Origin of the sequence: Paenibacillus peoriae KCTC 3763, from assembly GCF_000236805.1 — a bacterium.
In the GTDB taxonomy this organism is placed as follows: domain Bacteria; phylum Bacillota; class Bacilli; order Paenibacillales; family Paenibacillaceae; genus Paenibacillus; species Paenibacillus peoriae.
Window position 1 is genome coordinate 224,828 of sequence record NZ_AGFX01000011.1, and the last position, 21,865, is coordinate 246,692.

Annotated in this window: 19 protein-coding genes; all 19 read left to right on the forward strand. The window is 47.2% G+C overall.

The features are described 5' to 3' along the window. The first annotated feature begins 22 nt into the window (after window positions 1–22). The 19 genes from KQI_RS0103450 to mtaB all read left to right on the forward strand — a co-directional run bounded on the left by KQI_RS0103450 (window position 23) and on the right by mtaB (window position 21,783). Window positions 23–1,291, forward strand: a complete 1,269-nt coding sequence (locus KQI_RS0103450; RefSeq protein ID WP_010345320.1) for a stage II sporulation protein P — start codon at window positions 23–25, stop codon at window positions 1,289–1,291. A 50-nt stretch (window positions 1,292–1,341) separates the two neighbouring features. Further along, complete coding sequence (locus KQI_RS0103455; protein WP_010345322.1) at window positions 1,342–1,851, forward strand: DUF3679 domain-containing protein; 510 nt, start codon at window positions 1,342–1,344, stop codon at window positions 1,849–1,851. 71 nt (window positions 1,852–1,922) lie between these two features. Next, complete coding sequence (gene lepA / locus KQI_RS0103460; RefSeq protein ID WP_029390012.1) at window positions 1,923–3,737, forward strand: translation elongation factor 4; 1,815 nt, start codon at window positions 1,923–1,925, stop codon at window positions 3,735–3,737. Between the two features lie 339 nt (window positions 3,738–4,076). Beyond that, window positions 4,077–5,264, forward strand: coding sequence for a radical SAM family heme chaperone HemW (gene hemW, locus KQI_RS0103465; RefSeq protein ID WP_010345324.1), 1,188 nt, complete (start codon window positions 4,077–4,079; stop codon window positions 5,262–5,264). Window positions 5,265–5,362: 98 nt separating this feature from the next. After that, window positions 5,363–5,839, forward strand: coding sequence for an N-acetyltransferase (locus KQI_RS0103470; RefSeq protein WP_029390013.1), 477 nt, complete (start codon window positions 5,363–5,365; stop codon window positions 5,837–5,839). An 806-nt stretch (window positions 5,840–6,645) separates the two neighbouring features. Beyond that, a complete protein-coding gene (gene hrcA, locus KQI_RS0103480; RefSeq protein ID WP_007431277.1) occupies window positions 6,646–7,677 on the forward strand; it encodes a heat-inducible transcriptional repressor HrcA in 1,032 nt (343 codons plus the stop codon). Window positions 7,678–7,798: 121 nt separating this feature from the next. Beyond that, window positions 7,799–8,374 carry a nucleotide exchange factor GrpE gene (grpE, locus tag KQI_RS0103485; RefSeq protein WP_010345328.1) on the forward strand — a complete coding sequence of 192 codons (576 nt, stop codon included), beginning with the start codon at window positions 7,799–7,801 and terminating at the stop codon, window positions 8,372–8,374. Window positions 8,375–8,463: 89 nt separating this feature from the next. Then, window positions 8,464–10,308: a molecular chaperone DnaK gene (gene dnaK / locus KQI_RS0103490; RefSeq protein WP_010345330.1), complete on the forward strand. Its 1,845-nt coding sequence runs from the start codon at window positions 8,464–8,466 to the stop codon at window positions 10,306–10,308. A gap of 245 nt (window positions 10,309–10,553) precedes the next feature. Beyond that, entirely contained in the window at window positions 10,554–11,684 is a 1,131-nt protein-coding gene (gene dnaJ / locus KQI_RS0103495; RefSeq protein ID WP_010345331.1) for a molecular chaperone DnaJ, read from the forward strand. A gap of 160 nt (window positions 11,685–11,844) precedes the next feature. Next, window positions 11,845–13,497 (forward strand): DcuS/MalK family sensor histidine kinase, encoded by a 1,653-nt coding sequence (gene dcuS, locus KQI_RS0103500; protein WP_138984793.1) that lies wholly within the window; start codon window positions 11,845–11,847, stop codon window positions 13,495–13,497. Continuing rightward, on the forward strand, window positions 13,490–14,209 hold the full coding sequence (gene dcuR, locus KQI_RS0103505) for a two-component system response regulator DcuR (RefSeq protein ID WP_010345333.1): 720 nt from the start codon (window positions 13,490–13,492) through the stop codon (window positions 14,207–14,209). Before dcuS ends, dcuR begins: the two co-directional genes overlap by 8 nt. Window positions 14,210–14,316: 107 nt before the next feature. Beyond that, window positions 14,317–15,660 (forward strand): 2-hydroxycarboxylate transporter family protein, encoded by a 1,344-nt coding sequence (locus tag KQI_RS0103510; RefSeq protein WP_010345334.1) that lies wholly within the window; start codon window positions 14,317–14,319, stop codon window positions 15,658–15,660. Between the two features lie 66 nt (window positions 15,661–15,726). Then, window positions 15,727–16,929, forward strand: a complete 1,203-nt coding sequence (locus KQI_RS0103515; protein ID WP_010345335.1) for an NAD(P)-dependent malic enzyme — start codon at window positions 15,727–15,729, stop codon at window positions 16,927–16,929. 170 nt (window positions 16,930–17,099) lie between these two features. Beyond that, window positions 17,100–17,474 (forward strand): hypothetical protein, encoded by a 375-nt coding sequence (locus KQI_RS0103520; RefSeq protein WP_010345338.1) that lies wholly within the window; start codon window positions 17,100–17,102, stop codon window positions 17,472–17,474. Window positions 17,475–17,498: 24 nt separating this feature from the next. Beyond that, window positions 17,499–17,684, forward strand: coding sequence for a YfhD family protein (locus tag KQI_RS0103525; protein WP_007431268.1), 186 nt, complete (start codon window positions 17,499–17,501; stop codon window positions 17,682–17,684). A 165-nt stretch (window positions 17,685–17,849) separates the two neighbouring features. Continuing rightward, on the forward strand, window positions 17,850–18,815 hold the full coding sequence (gene prmA, locus KQI_RS0103530) for a 50S ribosomal protein L11 methyltransferase (protein WP_010345339.1): 966 nt from the start codon (window positions 17,850–17,852) through the stop codon (window positions 18,813–18,815). 2 nt (window positions 18,816–18,817) lie between these two features. Next, the gene (locus KQI_RS0103535; protein WP_010345340.1) at window positions 18,818–19,510 is read left to right on the forward strand and encodes a site-2 protease family protein; all 693 of its coding nucleotides are present in this window, start codon (window positions 18,818–18,820) and stop codon (window positions 19,508–19,510) included. A 163-nt stretch (window positions 19,511–19,673) separates the two neighbouring features. Beyond that, a complete protein-coding gene (locus KQI_RS0103540) occupies window positions 19,674–20,438 on the forward strand; it encodes a 16S rRNA (uracil(1498)-N(3))-methyltransferase (RefSeq protein ID WP_010345342.1) in 765 nt (254 codons plus the stop codon). A gap of 1 nt (window position 20,439) precedes the next feature. Then, a complete protein-coding gene (gene mtaB, locus KQI_RS0103545; RefSeq protein WP_010345343.1) occupies window positions 20,440–21,783 on the forward strand; it encodes a tRNA (N(6)-L-threonylcarbamoyladenosine(37)-C(2))-methylthiotransferase MtaB in 1,344 nt (447 codons plus the stop codon). Window positions 21,784–21,865: the final 82 nt, after the last annotated feature.

Sequence of the window (21,865 nt, forward strand, 5' to 3'; positions counted from 1 at the left end):
GACGAAGGAGGATAAGGCTCACATGAAAAAAATTCAGACCTGGAACGTCGGAAGATGGAGAAGAAAGGGTATTGAAATTTTGGCGATGGGACATACGCTTGTGCTGCTTATTATGGGCTCGGCGCTTTTATTTGTCGTACTGGGGCTAGGGGGACTGGCCGAAAATCGTTTGCAAACATCTCCCGTTGCTTCGATGAAAGGATTGGCAGGTTCGGTGTCCAGCGGTTTTTTTGCGGATCTGCTTGGTATGGAGGTGCCACATTTGGCACAAAAGAAGCAGCAATCCTCGTTGTCGGGTGAACAGTGGTCGCCTTTTGTTTTTCAAATGCTTACAGGCATTAATCCACAAGATCCGAAAAGTCTTATTTCCCGCGAAATTCCCGGCATGTCTGCAGATGCGCCTGTCTTGCTGCGCAAGGGATCAGGGAACGACAAAGTAGAGGCCCCTACGGATTATCAGCCCGATCAGGGAACGACGGATGCTCCCGGTGGCTCAGATGCTTCTGCGAACCCGCCGAATCATGATGCTGCTACGCCAGATTTGCCGACAACACCGGAAACGGACCCTGCAAAAGAGGATGATTCAGGTGATACAGTCAAAGGAGAAAAGCGTATATTAATCTACCATTCTCATCCCAGAGAAGCGTATAACCCACTACTCAGCAAAACTAGTTCCAATCCCAATTCCGGTTCTAAATCAGCGAATGTGTCAAGGGTGGGGGATTTTGTGAAAAAGAGACTGGATAAGCTAGGGATAAACACGCTGCATGTAAACAAGGACTATGCCTCCGTAGTGCAAAATTACAATTGGAACTATTCCTATAAATATTCACGTGAAACCGTCAAGGAAGCCTTGGCGAGTAATGACGGCTTAACTTATCTGCTTGATATCCACAGAGACTCCCAGCGTCACAGTAAAACGACAGCCACCATTAATGGACTTTCTTATGCCAAAGTATATTTCATTATCGGTCATGACAACAAAAACTGGCGCAAAAATGAAGCTTTCGCTGCCCGTATTCATGAAAAGCTGGAAAAATCGTATCACGGCGTATCACGTGGAGTATGGGGAAAGGATGGCGGTAAAGGCAACAATGGAGAGTACAACCAAAGCCTGTCCCCCCATAGCATTTTGATTGAAATTGGCGGTATCGATAACACCGAGGAGGAGTTAAAGCGTACCTCGGACGTTTTGGCGGATATGATCAGCGAAGTGTATTGGGAGGACCAAAAAGCACAGAAAGCGGGCACGAATGTATCGGATACCAAAAAGAGCAACAGTGGCAATTAAATGAAGGCGGTTTGACAGTGGAAAGGTGAAAGTGGAAAGGGGGAAATATAATGTCCGGACGTTTTCGTAAAAATGCGCTTGGATTTGTGCTTCTGATTGGGGTAGGCGTGCTACTTGGTATGCAACTGGCAGGCTCTGGCCTGCGCTCAGTCTATGGCCCGGAATGGGATGGGAACTCGGTTTCATCGGTAAATCAACAGAAGGCCGAATATGAGCAAACGGTTATTGAGGATACTCCAGCAGCCAATGTCCATGTCTATAGCCGTACGAATGACGCAAGTGGAACTGTCGAAATTAAGCCGCAAACCGGCATGAATGAAGCGGATACTGACGAACGTAATGAGGATCAGTATGCACGTGAGACACGCGAATGGTATACGACAACTGCACAGGATGCCAGTACCCGGCAGAGCCGAGAGACACCTCGTGAACTGCTAGCCGTCAAGGCGCAGCAGGCCTCGGTGGATACCATGGCAGATAAAACCGCTGGGCTGCTGCAAAACCTATCGAGGAAGGGCATTCGCTGGGTTGTGTCTGTATTTGATGGAGTAACCGAATAGAAATATTGCTGACCCCCCGTACAACTGCTATAATAAGCTGATTGACACTAGGCATTGTGTGGGGGTAAGGCATGACTGACATTTTGGCAAGACAACGTAAAATTCGGAACTTTAGTATCATTGCACATATAGACCATGGTAAATCCACGCTGGCTGACCGGATTTTGGAGTATACCGGTGCACTCACTTCCCGTGAAATGCAGGAGCAGGTGCTTGACCAGATGGAGCTGGAACGAGAGCGCGGGATTACGATCAAGCTCCAGGCAGTGCGACTCACTTATAAGGCCGATGACGGCGAAGAGTACATTTTGAATTTGATTGACACACCGGGACACGTCGATTTTACGTATGAGGTATCCCGTAGCTTGGCTGCCTGCGAAGGTGCTCTGCTGGTAGTAGACGCAGCCCAGGGGATTGAGGCACAGACACTGGCTAACGTTTATTTGGCGCTGGACAACAATCTGGAGATTTTGCCGGTGCTTAACAAAATTGATTTGCCGAGTGCTGATCCCGAACGGGTAAAGCAGGAAATTGAGGATGTTATCGGCTTGGACACAAGTGAGACCGTACATGCTTCAGCCAAAGCTGGAATCGGTATCAAGGAAATTCTGGAACAGGTAGTCAGAAGTGTGCCTGCTCCGCAAGGAAATCCGGATAATCCGCTCAAGGCGCTTATCTTCGATTCGCATTATGATCCTTATAAAGGCGTTATCGTATATGTGCGTGTTGTGGATGGCAGTATCCGTGCGGGCTCGAAAATCAAGATGATGGCGACTGATAAAACGTTTGAAGTCATCGAGGTCGGAGCTTTTATGCCCCGCATGAGTATTGTGAACGAACTGAATGTCGGTGATGTTGGCTTTATCGTTGCCGGAATTAAGCATGTGGGCGATACACGTGTCGGGGATACCGTGACGGATGCAAAAAATCCAACACCAGAACCGATGCCAGGCTATCGAAAGATCAATCCGATGGTATATTGCGGTCTCTATCCAATCGAAACGTCCGAGTATAACGATCTGCGTGAGGCGCTTGAAAAGCTGCAGCTGAATGATGCTTCGCTCAGTTTTGAACCGGAAACATCCAGCGCGCTGGGCTTTGGCTTCCGTTGCGGTTTCCTCGGTTTGCTCCATATGGACGTTATTCAGGAACGTATTGAGCGTGAATTTAATATTCCGCTGATTACAACGGCACCAAGCGTTATTTATCGGGTAAAATTGACCAATGGGGAAACGATTGAAATTGATAACCCATCCAATTACCCGGAAGTAGGACGAATCGAGCATGTGGAAGAGCCGTACGTAAGGGCAGGGATTATCGTGCCTAATGATTACGTAGGTACAGTCATGGAGCTTTGCCAGACCAAGCGCGGCGAGTACGTGAACATGGAGTATCTGGATACGACACGGGTAACCATTACGTATCAGATTCCATTGTCTGAAATCGTGTATGATTTCTTCGATCAGCTTAAATCCAGTACCAAAGGTTATGCTTCCTTTGACTATGAGATTTCAGGCTATCGCCAGTCCAATCTGGTGAAGATGGATATTTTGTTGAATGGCGAGCAGGTCGATGCACTGTCGTTCATCGTGCATAGAGATCGGGCTTACCATCGCGGACGTATCATTTGTGAGAAGCTGCGCGAGCTCATTCCACGTCAAATGTTCGAGGTGCCGATTCAGGCATCTGTCGGAACAAAGGTTGTTGCGCGTGAAACCGTAAAGGCTATGCGTAAAAACGTCTTGGCCAAATGTTATGGCGGCGATATTTCCCGTAAACGGAAGTTGCTTGAGAAGCAAAAAGAGGGCAAGAAGCGCATGAAGCAGGTGGGTAACGTAGAAGTACCTCAGGAAGCATTTATGGCGGTACTGAAAATAGATGAGTAAAGCTGCTTGAAGTATTCGTCCATTCTTTCATGGGGCATTAGCCATGCATAGAGAATGGACGTTCTTTTTTTGAGCAAGCTATTCAAGACAGAGGGCACGTTCACACCTACACCATAAAAAATGGCCGATTGACGGTGGGCAGCAGCGGAGTGGATGGAATCGTTCTGAAGAAGCGGTAGCGTTCGCCTTTACCCGCGGATTTTCCCCTTTAAATCTATTTACAATTAAAAAATCCGGGGGTAACAGCGATCGGAGGAATGATCCATCCACGAAGCGTTCTCCCTCCTCATTCGCCATTTTTTCCAACCACTATATCCTGAATTGACAAGGAGGATCGGAATGACCGCATCCATACAAAAACATGAATATTCATCCGCGCCTCAAGCGGTTTATCTGCATATACCCTTTTGCACGAATAAATGCTTTTACTGTGACTTCAACTCTTATGTGCTAAAGGACCAGCCGGTTATGGAATACCTGTATGCACTGGAGCGGGAGATGGAAAATACGGTTAAACTTCACCCCCCAGGAGAAATCAAAACGATTTTTGTCGGGGGCGGAACGCCAACAACACTAAATCCGAAGGAAATGGAGTATTTCCTGAAGAGTGTCCGTACCTACTTCCCGAATTGGTCGGAGGATATTGAATTTTCCATGGAAGCCAATCCGGGTACAACCGATTATGAAAAACTTCACGTGATGAAAGAGGGCGGTGTCAACCGACTCAGCTTCGGAGTGCAGGCTTTTCAGAATGAGCTGCTTACAGGTATTGGTCGCATTCATAATACAGATGACGTATATCGTAGTCTGGAAAATGCACGTAAGGTCGGATTGGACAATCTGTCGATTGACCTGATGTTCGGCTTGCCGAACCAAACCGTGGACATGCTGAATGAGAGCGTTAGTAGAGCGCTGGAGCTGGAGCTTCCTCATTACTCTATCTATAGCTTAAAGGTTGAAGAAAATACGCTCTTCCACACGCTATACCAGAAAAATCAGCTTCCACTTCCACATGAGGATGATGAATTGGAAATGTACTTGCTTCTCATGCGCCGTATGAAAGAAGCGGGTTATGAGCAGTACGAGATTAGCAATTTTGCGAAACCCGGTTTGGGCAGTAAGCACAATATGACCTATTGGCGTAATGAGGACTATTATGGTCTTGGTGCCGGGGCGCATGGATATGTTGGCAGAGAACGTCATATGAACATTAAGGGCATTACTCCATATGTAGAGGCTACTCGTAACGGTCTGCCCCGTCTGGACAGCTTTGAGGTGCCAGCAGCGGAAGCGATGGAGGACTTTCTTATGGTTGGCCTGAGAATGTTGGAGGGTGTGTCCAAGTCCCGCTTTGAAGCCCAATTTGGTCAGGCGCTGGAGGATACGTTCACAGTCCCTCTCGGGAAAATGCTGAATGCGGGGTTGATCGAAGCGGTCGAGGACGGTTACCGTCTGAGCGAACGCGGTATTTTATTCGGAAATGATGTATTCGCAGAGTTCATCGGCTCCATTACAGTAAATTCATAACATCATTCTGTCACAACAGGTAAATGGAGTATTGCGATTCTATGCGTAATGTTGTATATTTATTCATTATATGCGGCAAGCGGCAGGGGGAGAGCAAGATGGCTTCAGTGTGTAAAGAGGTATTGTGCAGAAGTGCGGTTCCTGAAGATGTGGAGCCTTTATATCAAATGATTAGCGGCTATGCGGAGCGAGGGATCATGCTGCCACGTTCAAGGGAAGTACTTACGCGCCAACTGGAGCTGTTTATTGTTGCAGAAGTGGACGGCGAAGTCGTGGGTTGTGGTTCTTTATGCAAACTGGGCGCTGATTTGGTAGAGATTCGTTCCCTTGGCATCTCTGAGGGATATAAAGGAATGGGCATAGGCTCCAAGCTCGTAGAGGGCCTTATTATAGAAGCACGGCGACAACATATCCCTAAAATTATGGCACTGACCTATGAGGTCTCCTTTTTTATAAAAAACGGTTTTGATGTCGTAAACAAAGAGATTTTCCCTGAAAAGGTATGGACCGATTGCATTCACTGTAGCAAACAAAATAACTGTGATGAAATCGCAGTGCTGAAAATACTGAACTGACCTGTAAGCAATGAGGTTAGTTCTTTTTTTTCGTTAGATATTCATGGTGCGCTGTGTTTATACAGTTTACATTTTTTTATTCATGCTCATTTGTTTAATGTTTCGAGCAACCACCAAATGAATTGATGATGGGGATCTAGTTCAGGAGGAATTCCGTCTAAACTCTTTATCGGACTGTCCTTATGGAAATCAGTGTCATTATAAAAGTATAAAGAGCCGTCTAATGGAACTCGGTGTTTGTATTTATACAAGGCTACTGCATATTTTTCGGATTCGCCGTTTCCATTTGCGGTAAACGTGTATCCCTCCCAGTCGACCATTGTTAAATCATCGTAATGATTTATAGCTGAAACACTATAGCTTATTTGCCTGGGGATGCTTGGACTGAATTCCTGCGGGTAAAAGTAGATGGTGTTCCATATGCTTAAAAGTATAGATGGCAATAAGACCAAGGTATAACACAAGGGCCCTAATTTACGAATTAAATAGATGACTGAAATGACGAGGACAGCGTTCAGAATAAAAACAAGTGGCAAAACAAGGATTCTGCCTAGTCCTGTGTATGGAAACAGCGTAATCAAGATGTGAAACATAAAGAGTGTAGGTAAAAGTGCGATCAGGCTGTGTTCATTGCTGTAATCCAAATGGTTGCAATAAATCTCGTTTATTGAAAATACTGATCTGACTTGACAATGATCAGGTCCGTTTGGTATTTTTGTATTAACGGTTAGCACTCATCGCGAACGAGTGCTAATGATTCCATTTTACAATCAGGCTATTATGGATAACAAAAAGGGGGGATTCACTTGTTAACCGAACGTCAGAGACTCATTTTGAATGCGATTATTGATGACTACATTCGTTCGGCTGAGCCAGTGGGTTCCCGCAGCATATCCAAAAGGCAGGATGTCGGATTCAGCCCCGCCACGATCCGCAATGAAATGTCGGATTTGGAGGAACAGGGCTATCTGGAGCAACCCCACACTTCTGCGGGACGCATCCCGTCTCATAAAGGCTATCGCTATTATGTGGACCATCTGGTGCCACTGAATACACTGAAGCCTGTGGAAATGCGGGAACTCAAAGCCTTTTACGCCGAAAAGCTGAATGTAATGGAGCAAGTGATCCAGCATGCGTCAGGCATTTTGTCTCATATGACCAATTATACTTCCATCCTGCTTGGGCCGGAGGTTTTTCATACTTCATTGCGTCATTTTCAGCTATTGCCGCTCAACGAAACGACGGCTGTGGCGATTATTGTGACCAATACGGGTCAGGTGGAGAATAAGACGGTGGATATTCCGCCGGGAATTTCGATTTCCGAGATGGAGAAAGTTGTGAATTTACTGAACAGCAAGCTGGTCGGTGTGCCGATTTATCAGCTTAAATCACGTCTTTACACTGCGCTTGGTCAGGAAATGGAGAAGCATGTGTCTCATTTTGAGGACGCTATGAAGGTGTTGGATAAAGCACTGGATAATGAATCAGATCAGCGCCTGTATTTGAGTGGTGCCACGAACATGCTCAATCAGCCTGAATTTAAAGATGTAGAAAAGGTTAAGCATATTCTTGATCTGCTGGAGGAAACACCAACGCTGCTTAAACTGATGACACCTGTTCCCGGAGCGCCTGAAATGCAGGTGCGTATCGGCACGGAAAATGATCATGAGGCGTTTGCCAATTGCAGTCTGATCACCGCTACGTATGCGATAGATGGGGAAGCATTGGGGACCATAGGTATACTGGGACCGACGCGGATGGAGTATGCGAGAGTGATCAACATTTTGGATATTCTATCTAAGGATTTGACCGTAATGCTTACGCAGCGGTTTAAATAGAACAAGAATGCGCAGTTTATAGTTCTGCATGTTCTGCGTTCGGAAACGTTTTGTATCCTGCGCGGATGTATTGGTGCGTGTTTTTGTAAGGGTAGTTACAACTTGAAGGAGGTGAAACATTTTGAAGGAAGAACAAACGTTCCAAGAAGAAAAACAACAAAATGTAAGCACAGAGGAAGTTGCCGAGACGATCCTGGAGCAGGAAGAGCCGGTGAATGAAGCAGCAGCACTGGAAGCCGAGGAAGAAGACACAGAGGTGGCAAAGCTTCGTGCAGAGGCTGAGGAGCATCAACAGCGGTTTTTGCGCGCACAGGCGGATTTTGACAATTTCCGTCGTCGCACGTTAAAAGAGAAAGAAGAACTCGCTAAATATGCGTCTATGAAGCTGGTCACCGAGTTGGTACCTGTTCTCGATAACTTCGAGCGTGCGCTGGCAACAGCACAGCAGGGAGCAGAGACTGAGTCGTTCGCCAAGGGCGTAGAGATGATTTTCCGCCAGTTTGAGGGCGTGCTTCAGGCTGAGGGAGTGACGGCCATGAATTCAGTGGGTCAACCGTTTAATCCTGATTTCCATCAGGCCATTATGCAGGTGGAAAGCGAAGAGCATGAAGAAGGCATCGTCGTTGAAGAGGTACAAAAAGGATACATGCTGAAGGACAAGGTACTTCGTCCAGCCATGGTAAAAGTAAGCATGTAGCTTTTTCAATATACATTTAGCAGCACATGAATTGAAATTCAACCATTCTGGCCTGCGGGCCTCGTATATACAGAAGGAGGAATTATCCGATGAGCAAAGTAATCGGTATTGACTTAGGTACAACCAACTCTTGTGTGGCTGTTATGGAGGGCGGCGAAGCCGTCGTTATTCCAAATCCGGAAGGCGCGCGTACAACCCCTTCCGTTGTTGGTTTCAAAAAAGATGGAGAACGTACTGTAGGGGAAACGGCAAAACGCCAAGCAATTACGAACCCGGATCGTACAATCATGTCCATCAAGCGCCACATGGGTACAAATCATAAAGAAAGCATTGACGGCAAGGAATATTCCGCACAGGAAATTTCCGCTATGATTTTGCAAAAGCTGAAATCCGATGCTGAAGCTTATCTGGGCCAAACGGTAACTCAAGCCGTTATTACGGTTCCGGCTTACTTCAATGACAGCCAACGTCAAGCAACCAAGGATGCGGGTAAAATCGCGGGTCTGGAAGTTCTGCGGATCGTCAACGAGCCAACAGCAGCTGCTCTGGCATACGGTATGGAAAAATCCGAAGACCAAACGATCCTCGTGTATGACCTGGGTGGCGGTACATTTGACGTATCCATTTTGGAACTGGGCGATGGTTTCTTCGAAGTTAAAGCAACAAGTGGTGATAACAAGCTGGGCGGCGATGACTTTGACCAAGTGGTCATTGATTACCTCGTAAATGAGTTTAAAAAAGATCAAGGTATCGACTTGAGTAAAGATAAAGCAGCTGTACAACGTCTGAAAGACGCAGCGGAAAAAGCGAAAAAAGAGCTGTCCGGAGTACTGACTACGACGATTTCCCTGCCGTTCATCACAGTCGTTGACGGCGTTCCACAGCATTTGGAGTTGAACCTGACTCGCGCGAAATTTGAAGAGCTGTCTGAAGGTCTGGTAGAACGTACTTTGGGACCTACTCGTCAAGCGATGAAAGATGCAGGCATGAGTGCCAGCGACATCGACAAAATCGTTCTGGTTGGCGGTTCCACGCGGATTCCGGCTGTACAGGAAGCAATTAAGAAACTGACAGGCAAAGAGCCTCATAAAGGCGTAAACCCTGATGAAGTAGTAGCTTTGGGTGCGGCAGTTCAAGCGGGCGTATTGACAGGTGATGTGAAAGACGTCGTTCTTCTCGACGTAACTCCACTGTCCCTGGGTATTGAAACCGCAGGTGGCGTATTCACTAAAATGATCGAGCGTAACACAACGATTCCTACAAGCAAATCGCAGGTATTCTCGACGTATGCCGACAACCAGCCTAGCGTGGAAATTCATGTACTGCAAGGTGAACGTGAAATGGCAGCAGGCAACAAATCGCTGGGCCGCTTCCAACTGGGAGATATTCCTCCAGCACCACGTGGCGTACCGCAAATCGAAGTTACCTTTGATCTGGATGCGAACGGTATCGTGAACGTATCTGCTACGGATAAAGGAACTGGCAAGAGCCAAAAAATTACGATCACATCTTCCAGCGGCTTGAGCGACGAGGAAGTAGAACGTATGATGAAGGATGCCGAATTGCATGCGGAAGAAGATAAAAAACGCAAGGATTTGGTAGAGGCGAAAAACGCTGCGGACCAATTGATTTACTCCGTAGACAAAACGATTAAAGATCTGGGCGAAAAAGCAGATGCAGCTGAAGTCGAAAAGGCAAATGCAGCTAAAGAAAATCTGCAAAAAACGCTGGAAACCGACAATCTGGAAGACATCAAAAAGGCTACTGAAGAGCTGACTGAAATTGTTCAGCAATTGTCTGTAAAACTGTACGAGCAAGCTGCTCAAGCAGCACAGGATCAAGAAGCCCAAAATGGCGCAGCAGACAGCAAAGGCCGCGACAATGTGGTTGACGCAGATTATGAAGTCGTTAATGAAGACGAGAAGAAAAACTAAGCTACGGATCGGGAGTGGCATTACAGTACACCGGTGCGTTATAATACACTGAATAGTATCTAGCAGCGTAGCTGCCTTGATAAATAACGATAAGACTGTAGAGTAACCGTTATTTTCAGGATAAATAAGCATATTACGGGTTGTACTGCCTTGAAATGATGGGAAGGTCAAAGCCGGGTCATCCCGTGCCTTTGGCTTTCCTTTTATATGTAGTGCAGACGCGTTGTAGGCATGGGGGTGGAACATTGGCTGATAAGCGTGATTATTATGAGGTGCTGGGCGTTGCGAAGGGCGCTTCGGATGAAGAAGTCAAAAAGGCTTACCGTAAGCTTGCGCGTCAGTATCATCCGGACGTGAATAAGGCTGCGGACGCGGAAAGCAAATTTAAAGAAGTGAAAGAGGCCTATGACGTTCTAAGTGATGGTCAGAAGCGGGCAAGATATGACCAATACGGTCATGTAGACCCGAACCAGGGCATGGGAGGCGGCTTCGGTGGAGCCGACTTCGGTGGCGGCGGGTTTGGCGATATTTTTGATATGTTTTTTGGTGGTGGCGGCAACGGTCGGCGTGACCCGAATGCACCACAACGTGGGAATGATCTCCAATATACGATGACGATCGAATTCAAGGAAGCGGTGTTCGGTAAGGAAACCGACATTCATATTGGTCGTACGGAAACATGTGATACGTGTCACGGTACGGGAGCCAAAGCGGGCACCAAGCCACAAACCTGCTCCGTCTGCCACGGTAGCGGACAGGAAGAAGTGGTGCAGAATACACCATTTGGTCGTATGGTTAATCGTCGCGCTTGCTCCAATTGCGGCGGTGCAGGAAAGATCATCAAGGAAAAATGTACAACTTGTAGCGGTTCTGGCCGTGTGCGCAAACAGCGTAAAATTCATATCCGTATTCCAGCGGGTGTGGATGATGGCTCGCAAATGCGTATCAACGGTGAGGGCGAAGGCGGTATCAATGGAGGACCGGCAGGTGACCTGTACGTCGTGTTCCGTGTGAAGTCGCATGACTTCTTCGAGCGCGAGGGAGACGACATCTACTGTGAAATTCCACTGACGTTCTCGCAGGCGGCACTGGGAGATGAAGTTGAAATTCCGACGCTGACCGAGAAAGTGAAGCTGAAAGTCCCAGCGGGTACGCAGACAGGCACCTATTTCCGTCTTAAAGGCAAAGGTGTGCCGAAGCTGCGTGGTGTAGGTCAGGGTGACCAGCATATTAAGGTGGTTGTAGTAACACCTAGCAAGTTGAGTGAGGAGCAAAAGGACCTCCTGCGTCAATTCTCTGCGCTTAGCGGAGAGCAGACACACGAAAATGAGCAATCCTTTTTTGACCGTGTGAAGCGTGCCTTCCGAGGCGACTAATCCAAGGAAAGAATCGCGGAGCTTCAACCATGAATCAGAGGGGACTATTCCGCAATTGCGGGGTAGTTCCATTTTTTATTCTGGATTTACGTAAACACATACATAACCATTTTTGTATAAGCGTACGGAGCTATTGACGCTTAATCTTAAGTAGAAAGGGGTGAGTCTCATCGCAATTTCACGGCTAAAGCTGCGTCGGGGGAAACCGCAAATAAAACTTAGAAGGCTGATTACACTGCTGGTTTGTCTCGTTATGGCACTTGTGCTTTTACCAGTAACACTGTTGTTTGCGGACAGAGTTGAGCATGAAACCGAAACGGGGCTGGAGGAAAAGGCCATGTCCATCGCACGTACACTCGCCCACACACCTCTTATTGTTGAACAATTGCAACAACCTGGTTCGTCTTCCTCCATGCAGGAGTATGTGCGGAAGGTTTCATCTGCTAATCATGTTCAGTTTATCGTAGTTATGGACATGAAGGGCATTCGTAAAACGCACCCGGATGCCAGAATGATCGGCAAAGCCTTTGTTGGTGGAGACGAATACACTGCACTTCATGGTCATGAGAGTGTATCTGTTGCGAAGGGAACATTGGGCCTGTCCATGCGCGCCTTTTCTCCCGTGTTCAGTTCGACGGGAAAGCAGTTGGGAGCGATTGTTGTCGGCATATCCATGCAAGATGTACTGAGGGCTCAGGAAGGCAACTACCGTCTTATTGCCATCGCCATTGGCGTCGGGATGTTAATCGGCACCGGAGGTGCTGTTGTGTTGGCCCGTAAAATTAAAAATATGCTGGTTGGTCTGGAACCGCCGGAAATCGCACGCTTGCTGGAGGAACGCAGTGCTATGCTGCAGTCCATTAAGGAAGGTGTCATTGCGGTGGATGAATCCGGACGTGTTATGTTAATGAATGCAGAAGCGATTCGTTTGCTAAGGCAAGCAGGAATTGAAGATTTCTCGTCCACTGGACAGGAAATTACCGCTTATTTATCCGCTTTCCGATTGCAAGAGGTTTTGGAGGCAAGCACTCCGCAGATGGATGAGGAAATAGAGCTGGGGGGAATCACCTTTCTCACTACCAGTGTTCCGATACGCGTAAAAGGGGAAATCGTCGGAGCGATTGTAACCTTTCGAGATAAAACGGAGATGAAGCAGCTGGCCGAGCGTTTGACAGGGGTGTCCCTGTATACGGAGGCACTGCGTGCACAAGCTCACGAATTTATGAATAAGCTGCACGTTATTATGGGGATGGTACATCTGCGAATGTACGATAAATTGGAGCATTACATTATGGATGCCGTTGAGCATCATCAGGTGGAGATCGGCTCGATTACCCGGCAGATCAGGGACCCTGTTATGGCGGGTTTTGTGCTGGGAAAATTAAGCCGGGCCAGAGAGGTTGGGGTGAGCTTCGAACTGACTCCGGGGAGCTATTTGCCCGAATCGGGTCAAACCCAAACGATTCATGAATTGATTACGATTCTTGGTAATTTGTTTGATAATGCAGTGGAAGCGATGGAATCTCTCCAGCACAAGCGGATTACCCTTTCGCTTTATTTTGATAAACATCAGAAGAACGGATGTCTGACCTGCATCATGAGTGACAATGGTCCAGGTATATCGGAAGAGCTCGCAAAGACGATATTTGAAAAAGGCTATTCGACCAAGGGAGAGTCGCGAGGAATGGGGCTTTATCTGGTGGCGCAAAGCGTGAAAAGATTACAGGGTAGTGTAGAGCTGATTCCAGCCGAGCAAGGGTGCTGTTTTGAGATTACGATTCCATATATGACGGGGAATGATGAACATGATTAATGTCCTGATTGTAGAAGATGATCCGATGGTTGCTGAATTTAACCGCAAATATATGGAGCAGGTAGAGGGCTTCCAATGTGGGGGTTGGGCTTCTTCTGTGGAAGAGGCCAAGAAATTTTTGGCTGAGCGAGCCGTTGATCTGGTTTTACTAGATGTGTATATGCAGGAAAGCAACGGCCTGGATTTGCTGTCATTCATACGGGAGGCAGGGGTGAATGTGGATGTCATTGTGATCTCAGCTGCAAGTGATATGAACAGTGTCAAGAAAGCGATGAATTTTGGCGCGGTGGATTATTTGATTAAGCCGTTCCACTTTAATCGCTTTCTGGAGGCACTTACGGGTTATCGGGAGCATATCAGCATCGTGCGTGAACGCAGCTTGCTTTCACAGGAGGAGCTGGACCGTCTTTTATATCATAAGAGCTCTACTAAGGACTTGGCTCGTTTTCCCAAAGGGGTAACCAAGTCAACGCTGGCCATGATATGGAATTGTATCCGGCAGCATGAAGCGACACTGTTTTCCACCGAGGACATTGCAGAAAGTGCAGGGATATCCAGAGTGTCTATGCGCAAATACCTGACTTTTTTGACGGAGATTGAGGTGCTCGCCATGGAAACGATTTATGGTACGATCGGACGACCTGTGTACCAATATCGTATTTTGCCGCAGGCAGAAGAAATCTTGGCCGGTTATGATTTAGGCTCCTTTTGATTACTTTAATTACAAAAGTGCATTATTAGTTTTAAAACCAAATAAAGCGTTTTCCAAGGTGTAGAATGAAACTATGATCATCGTTCTTAACACAAGGAGGGAGCTTTATGGAAAATGCTACAAACCAAGCAGCCATTCAAAAGGAGCAGAAATCGAATAAAAATTCTGTAAATGGGATCAGGATGCTAGGGAAGATAAAAATAGGAGTGATTCCGCTTCCGCTATACGTCGTGATTGCGTTGATTATATACGCAGCTGCGGTTACACAAAGTCTACCGAACGATATGTTGGGCGGATTCGCCGTCATCATGATTTTGGGCATATTGCTCAGTGAACTAGGTTTCAAGCTTCCGATACTCAAGAATATTGGCGGTCCAGCTATTCTATCACTCATGGTTCCATCGTTGATGGTATTTTGGAACATGTTCAGTCCGTCCGCGATGGATGCTGTACACACGCTCATGAAGACCTCGAATTTCCTGTATTTCTACATCGCTTGTTTGGTAACCGGGAGTATTCTTGGTATGGATCGCAAAATGCTGATAAACGGAATTGTTAAAATTTTTGCCCCTATTATCGTCGGCTCTATTGCAGCTGTTGCAACAGGTATGGTCGTGGGGATGGCTTTTGGCTACAGTGCCTATCATACGTTCTTTTATATCATCATTCCGATTATCTCCGGTGGGATCGGGGAAGGGATTTTACCTTTGTCCATCTCATATGGATTGGTCTTGGGCAAAGATTCGGCGATATTCGTATCCCAGTTGATCCCGGCCGCGATCATCGGGAACATCGTAGCAATCATAGGTGCGGGTGTTCTCAAGAGATTAGCGGAGAAAAAGCCAGGAACTTCTGGTAACGGGAGATTGCTAAAATCCAATGAGGAAGAAAAGCTAGCTTCTACGAGTCTCGAACAAAACATTTCTTTTCCATTGATGGGTGGTGGATTGCTGTTAGCCTGTACCTTCTTTATCGTAGGTAAGCTGCTGGAGCCATATCTTCATATTCCAGGACCTATTTTGATGATTTTGGCAGCTGCTATCATTAAATCCGTTCAAGTGATGCCAAATCAGCTGGAAACAGGAGCTTTTCATTTGTACAAATTTATAACGGCCAGCCTGACGTGGCCATTGATGGTAGGATTGGGAATTTTATATGTGCCTTTGGATAGTGTGGTTGGGATTCTGACGATACCTTATGCCATCACCTGTGCATCTGTTGTAATTGCATTAATTGTTGCTGGGTATTTTACTGGAAAATGGATTAATATGTATCCGGTGGAAGCTGCACTGGTTACTAGCTGTCGCGGCGGATTAGGAGGCACGGGGGATGTGGCTATTTTGTCTGCATCGAACCGGATGGAACTGATGCCTTTCGCACAAATTGCAACTCGTATCGGCGGGGCAGCCACGGTCATTTTAGCAACTTTGTTACTCAAATTATGGAGCTGACGAGTGTTATCTCTAAGCATAGAAATCATAGCCTAAAAATACAGACCTGAAAGGATGGAGAGAAATATGAGTAGTTTATTGGATGAAATCAGAGAATTACACGCAGGTGGCAAAATGGAGACCTTACCGAAGAAGCCGATCGATTCGATGGAAGGGTTATCCAAGGTTTATACACCGGGTGTGGCTGAAATTTGTATGGAAATTGCGAACGACCCGGCCAAAGCGTACCAGCTCACAATCAAGAAAAATACAGTAGCCGTTGTGTCGGACGGAACCGCGGTGCTTGGATTAGGGGATATCGGACCAGAGGCTGCCATGCCTGTGATGGAAGGTAAGGCTGTGTTGTTCAAACAGTTCGCAGGTGTCGATGCATTTCCGATCTGTCTCAATACAAAGGACCCTGATGAAATAGTTCAAATCGTTAAAATGATTTCTCCTGCCTTTGGAGGCATTAATCTGGAGGATATTTCTTCACCGCGCTGCTTTGAGATCGAGAGACGTTTGAAAGAGGAGCTGGACATTCCGGTATTCCATGATGATCAGCACGGAACGGCAGTCGTCGTATTGGCGGGCCTGGTCAATGCGCTGAAGGTATGCGGCAAGAAAATGGAGGATGTCAAAGTTGTATTTTCAGGTATCGGTGCGGCTGGTATGGCTTGCTCTCGTATGCTGCTCAAGGCAGGTGTGCGCAATCTGATTGGCGTTGATCGACAAGGAGCCATTTATCGTGGAGTAGAATACAGCAACCCGCATTGGACAGAGTATGCCAATATGACCAATCCCCAAAATCTGAGTGGTAGTTTATCCGAAGTGATTGTGGGAGCTGATGTTTTCATCGGTGTGTCAGGCCCGGATTTATTGACTGTGGAGGATATTCAGAGCATGGCCGCTGATCCTATCGTTTTTGCCATGGCGAATCCTAAGCCCGAGATTGATCCAGCTTTAGCAGCGCCTTATGTACGTGTATTGGCTACAGGCCGCTCTGATTTTCCTAATCAGATTAATAATGTGCTGTGCTTCCCGGGAATTTTCCGAGGCGCACTGGATTGCCATGCCGCGACGATTAATGAAGAAATGAAACTAGCTGCCGGACTTGCTATTGCGGATGCGATCAGTCCCGAAGAGCTGAGTGAAACGAATATTATACCTAATGTATTTAATCCACAAGTAGTGCAAAAGGTTCGGGAGGCTGTCATTCGTGCTGCACGGGAGACGGGAGTAGCCAGAGCAGGAGAAGTACCCGCTGCTGCTCAGCACCCAGAAAAGTAACCTTCGCAAACGATGTTCCCAGCGTTCCACCTGCTAAATCCGGCGCTGTCTGTTCCGTTCCGTCACTGTGGGGAATATAAATTCGTGCCAATGAGCAGGATATAGCAAAGCGCAGCTGCATAGTTCTTGCACAAAAGCTGCGCTCAATCTCACACAGGGAGTTTTTGGGGATGGGTGAAAAAAATATTTTGGCGTATTTTAAAAGTCCTGAGGAAGCACAGGGAGCCGCTAGAAAACTAGAAGCTCTTCGGGTAGCGGATGTGTCGATAGACCGATTTAGTCGGTATCCGCAACAGTCTACAGGCAATGCTGGATTACCTGTACTTTCAGGGAAGATTACCAGCTTGTCCTCACTAACGCAGGGAGTGGATTTTACTGATGCTAGTCCGGCCATACTGGCTGCGGCTGATCCATCTGCCAGCGGAATGAGCGATGGGGGACAGGGTGGACCGACTGGCCGCGATATTTTGTTGACTGCTGTGGTGGATGAGTCCATTCATCATCAGGCGATGTCCATTGTGGAGCAAGCAGGTGGAATGCTGTGAGAAGTTTGGAAGGAGCTGTGACAGATGCCAACAAACAAACGGTACGATAAAGTGCTGACCAAAACGGAGAAAATCAAGCGTGCGCAATCTGCCAAAAACGAGGATGTCGAGTTCTCGGCAGAGCAGGCAGATGCTCAGGATTTGGAAGCGATTCGGCGGAGCGAAGCAGCTGATCGTCGTCAGGAGCGCATTATTAACGACAGCGAGTAGAATTTGAAAAGGCGGGTTATCTCCATCTTGAAGATGATTAAGGGATAGCTCGTCTTATTTGTGTTTTTCTCTTTGAACTCCGTTGATCCTAGCTTTTTTGAACTCCTATGCATGTATATAGTACAATGTAATGTATGCATGTGAATTGAGGAGGAAATGAAAACCATGTTGTGGAATGAAATAACAATACATACAAGTGAAGAAGCGGTCGAAATGATTTCGAATTTTCTGCACGAAGCGGGTGCGGGAGGGGTTTCCATTGAAGAATCCGGTTCGCTCAACAAACCGCGGGACACGTCTTACGGGCAGTGGTATGATCGCCCTTTGAACGATATTCCTGAAGGACAAGCGATCATCAAGGGTTATTTTGCCGAAGAAGTGGACATGGACAGCATACGTGCACAAATTGAGCCGCGGGTCGAACAATTAAGAACCTTCGATATTGACCCTGGTGAGGTTCGATATGAGCTGAAAACGGTCAATGAGGATGACTGGGCAAATGCCTGGAAGCAATATTTCAAGCCTTTACGTGTGTCGGATCGTCTAACGATCAAACCGACTTGGGAGGACTATGAGCCTGCAAATGAGGATGAAAAAACCATTGAGCTGGACCCGGGTATGGCTTTTGGCACTGGGACGCATCCTACGACATCACTTTGCCTGAGAACATTGGAGTCCGTGATTAAGGGTGGAGAAGAAGTCATTGATGTCGGTACAGGCTCTGGTATTTTGGCCATTGGAGCTGTAAAGCTGGGAGCGAAGCATGTGCTTGCCCTGGACCTGGACCCGGTAGCGGTATCAAGCGCGCGAGAAAATACGCATCTGAATGGACTGGAAGAGCGTATTACCATTAAGGAAAGCGATTTGCTGTCCGTGCTCAATGCAAGCGATCGAACGCTGGGTATCCAGCTGCCGGTTAAGCTGGTGGTTGCCAATATTTTAGCCGAGATTATTTTGCTGTTTATTGATGATGTCTACAAGGCTCTGGAGCCAGGCGGTATTTATATTGCTTCAGGGATTTGGAAGAACAAAGAAGAAGTTGTCGAAACTGCGTTAAAGGCAGCTGGCTTTGAAATTGCCGAAATACGCCGCGATGAAGATTGGCTGGCGTTTGTGGCGAGAAAGAGGTAAGCATGGATTTTTTACAAAGTATTTTTCGTGTAAATTTAAATGTTCTTCCATTTTACTTGCTGGCTGTGATTATATCTTTTACGGTGCATGAGTTTGCACATGCGTATTATGCCAATAAATTTGGTGATCCCACAGCCAAGCTGCTTGGGCGCGTGACTTTGAATCCGGCTGTGCATATTGACCTGCTGGGTACGCTGTTGCTGCTGATCGGGGGCTTTGGCTGGGCCAAGCCTGTTCCGGTTAATCGTGACAATTTCAACCGTCCGCGCCTCATGGGCATTATTGTTTCAGCTGCCGGTCCGCTGAGTAATCTGCTGCTTGCGTTTGTTGCTACATTGATCTATGCTATGCTGCTTCATTTTCAAGTGCTGCCGGGCATGGAGAGCCAGCGGGTAGCTCAGGCGATCTATCTGTTTATCAATGCACTGATCAATTTGAATCTGTTTTTGTTTATCTTCAACTTGATTCCACTGCCCCCGCTGGATGGGTACCGGATTGTGGAGGATGTAGCTCCAACTCCTGTGCGTCGCAAGCTTCAGCAGTTTGAACAATGGTCCATCTTTATTTTTCTGCTTATACTGGTCATTCCGCAGGTGCGGGCTGTAACGATTGAACCTCTTTACACGCTGGCCCAAGTGATATATATACAGTTTTTGCAGTTCTCTTTTTACATCACCGGATTATTTGGAGCCTAAGGGCTCCTTTTTTGTGAGAACAGATCATATTGCGACAATGAAACAGGGAACAGGCTGGTCATACAGGCGCAAAAGATGATATGATGGTGCTTGGTGATTTTATTCGGTTTTTGTACGGAAAGTCAGTGGATAACAGTTATTTTTAGAATAGGTGTGAGAGACAATGCAGCGTTATTTTATTCCGGCAGAGCAATTTCTGGAAGATCACGTGATTGTTGCGGGCGAGGACGCGCGGCATATCACTAAAGTCATGCGCGGTCGCAGCGGCGACAAAATTATAGTCAGTGACGGGGTATCCAGAGAAGCGCTGGCTGCGTTGGATACGATTGAGCAGGATCATGTGACGGCGACGATCGTGGAGCTGCTGGAGATGACCTCTGAACCGCATGTGCAGGTTACCATCGCTCAAAGTCTTCCTAAAGGAGACAAGATGGAGACGGTGATGCAAAAATGTACAGAAATCGGAGCAGCGGGCTTTATACCGTTTTTGTCCGAGCGTACAGTCGTGCAGTATGATGCCAAAAAAGAAGGCAAGCGATTGGAGCGCTGGCGCAAGATTGTGAAGGAAGCGGCTGAGCAAAGCCATCGTAATCGGATTCCCGAAATTAGCGCACCCATGACGTGGAAAGAGCTGCTGGCTTCTTTTGCGGGGTATGATTTGATATGCTATTGTTATGAAAAAGAGCAGGGTCGGCAGCTACGGGATGTGATCCAGCCTTTGGCAGGACCATGGGCGTCGGTAGATAAGCCGCGTGTTCTGCTGGTAGTGGGCCCGGAAGGCGGCTTCACTGAGGCGGAAAGCCTGGAGGCCGAGCAGGCCGGGGCTCAGTCTACAGGGCTGGGAAGACGTATTTTGCGCGCAGAGACCGCAGGTATGGCTGCATTGGCGTGCATTTTATATGAGACAGGAGAAATGGGAGGGATTTAATATGCCATCAGTGGCATTTTATACATTGGGCTGTAAAGTAAACTTTTATGATACGGAAGCAATCTGGCAGCTGTTCAAAAAAGAAGGTTATGAGCAGGTGGAGTTTGATGAGCAGACTGCTGATGTTTATTTGATTAATACATGTACGGTTACGAATACCGGCGATAAAAAGAGTCGTCAGATTATTCGTCGCGCGATTCGCCGAAATCCGGATGCCATTGTGGCAGTGACGGGCTGTTACGCTCAAACTTCACCAGCCGAAATTATGGATATTCCCGGTGTCGATCTCGTTATTGGCACACAGGATCGGGACAAGATTATTCCGTTTGTGAAGGAAATTCAAGAATCGCGTCAACCGGTGAACGCCGTGCGTAATATTATGAAGACTCGCGTGTTTGAGGAAATGGATGTGCCTGATTTTGCTCACCATACCCGTGCGTTTTTGAAAATTCAGGATGGATGCAATAACTTCTGTACCTTCTGTATCATTCCGTGGTCGCGCGGTTTATCCCGCAGCCGTGATGCCGCGAGCATTATCGCACAAGCGCGTCAGCTGGTGCATGCGGGCTACAAGGAGATCGTACTCACAGGTATCCATACTGGTGGTTATGGTGACGATATGGAAAATTATGACCTGTCCGATCTGTTGTGGGATTTGGAGAAGGTGGAAGGGCTGGAACGCATTCGTATCAGCTCGATTGAAGCCAGCCAGATCGATGAAAAAATGCTTGATGTGCTGAAACGCTCCAACAAGCTGGTTCGTCATTTTCACATACCGCTTCAGGCAGGAGACGACACCGTTCTGAAACGGATGCGCCGCAAGTATACAACAGAAGAATTCTATAACAAGATGCTTATGATTCGAAAAGCAATGCCGGATGTAGCGATTACAACGGACGTAATTGTCGGGTTCCCTGGGGAAACGGACGAAATGTTCCGCAACGGCTATGAGCTGATGAAAAAAATCGGTTTTTCGGAAATGCACGTATTCCCGTACTCCAAGCGCACTGGAACGCCTGCGGCACGTATGGAGGATCAGGTCGACGAGGACGTTAAAAATGCACGTGTGCATGAGCTGATTGAACTGTCAGAGCAAATGCAGTTGGCGTATGCTGAGAAGTTTGCAGGTCAGGTGCTGGAGGTCATTCCGGAAGTTGCGCCGAAAGGAACCGAAGGTAGCGGCATACTCTACGGTTATAGTGACAATTACATTCAACTGGTGTTTGAAGGTACTGAGGATCTGGTTGGCAAGGTGTGTCAAGTGAAGCTGACGAAGGCGGGCGTTAATGAAAGTGAAGGTCAATTGGTCCGCGTACTGGAAAATGGGCTGCAAGCAGCTCTCTAAGACCATAAAAAGCCTGAACAGGCAATAGCGATGGCCAACAAGGATTTCGCCTTTCCTTACAGAGAGGACGGAATCCTTGTTG

Coding starts and splice junctions, on each gene's coding strand:
- KQI_RS0103470 (WP_029390013.1), top strand. CDS start 5,363: ATGGCTTCAGTGTGTAAAGAGGTATTGTGCAGAAGTGCGGTTCCTGAA.
- KQI_RS0103510 (WP_010345334.1), top strand. CDS start 14,317: ATGGAAAATGCTACAAACCAAGCAGCCATTCAAAAGGAGCAGAAATCG.
- mtaB (WP_010345343.1), top strand. CDS start 20,440: ATGCCATCAGTGGCATTTTATACATTGGGCTGTAAAGTAAACTTTTAT.
- dcuR (WP_010345333.1), top strand. CDS start 13,490: ATGATTAATGTCCTGATTGTAGAAGATGATCCGATGGTTGCTGAATTT.
- lepA (WP_029390012.1), top strand. CDS start 1,923: ATGACTGACATTTTGGCAAGACAACGTAAAATTCGGAACTTTAGTATC.
- KQI_RS0103515 (WP_010345335.1), top strand. CDS start 15,727: ATGAGTAGTTTATTGGATGAAATCAGAGAATTACACGCAGGTGGCAAA.
- hemW (WP_010345324.1), top strand. CDS start 4,077: ATGACCGCATCCATACAAAAACATGAATATTCATCCGCGCCTCAAGCG.
- prmA (WP_010345339.1), top strand. CDS start 17,850: ATGTTGTGGAATGAAATAACAATACATACAAGTGAAGAAGCGGTCGAA.
- KQI_RS0103455 (WP_010345322.1), top strand. CDS start 1,342: ATGTCCGGACGTTTTCGTAAAAATGCGCTTGGATTTGTGCTTCTGATT.
- KQI_RS0103450 (WP_010345320.1), top strand. CDS start 23: ATGAAAAAAATTCAGACCTGGAACGTCGGAAGATGGAGAAGAAAGGGT.
- KQI_RS0103535 (WP_010345340.1), top strand. CDS start 18,818: ATGGATTTTTTACAAAGTATTTTTCGTGTAAATTTAAATGTTCTTCCA.
- KQI_RS0103540 (WP_010345342.1), top strand. CDS start 19,674: ATGCAGCGTTATTTTATTCCGGCAGAGCAATTTCTGGAAGATCACGTG.
- KQI_RS0103520 (WP_010345338.1), top strand. CDS start 17,100: ATGGGTGAAAAAAATATTTTGGCGTATTTTAAAAGTCCTGAGGAAGCA.
- KQI_RS0103525 (WP_007431268.1), top strand. CDS start 17,499: ATGCCAACAAACAAACGGTACGATAAAGTGCTGACCAAAACGGAGAAA.
- dnaK (WP_010345330.1), top strand. CDS start 8,464: ATGAGCAAAGTAATCGGTATTGACTTAGGTACAACCAACTCTTGTGTG.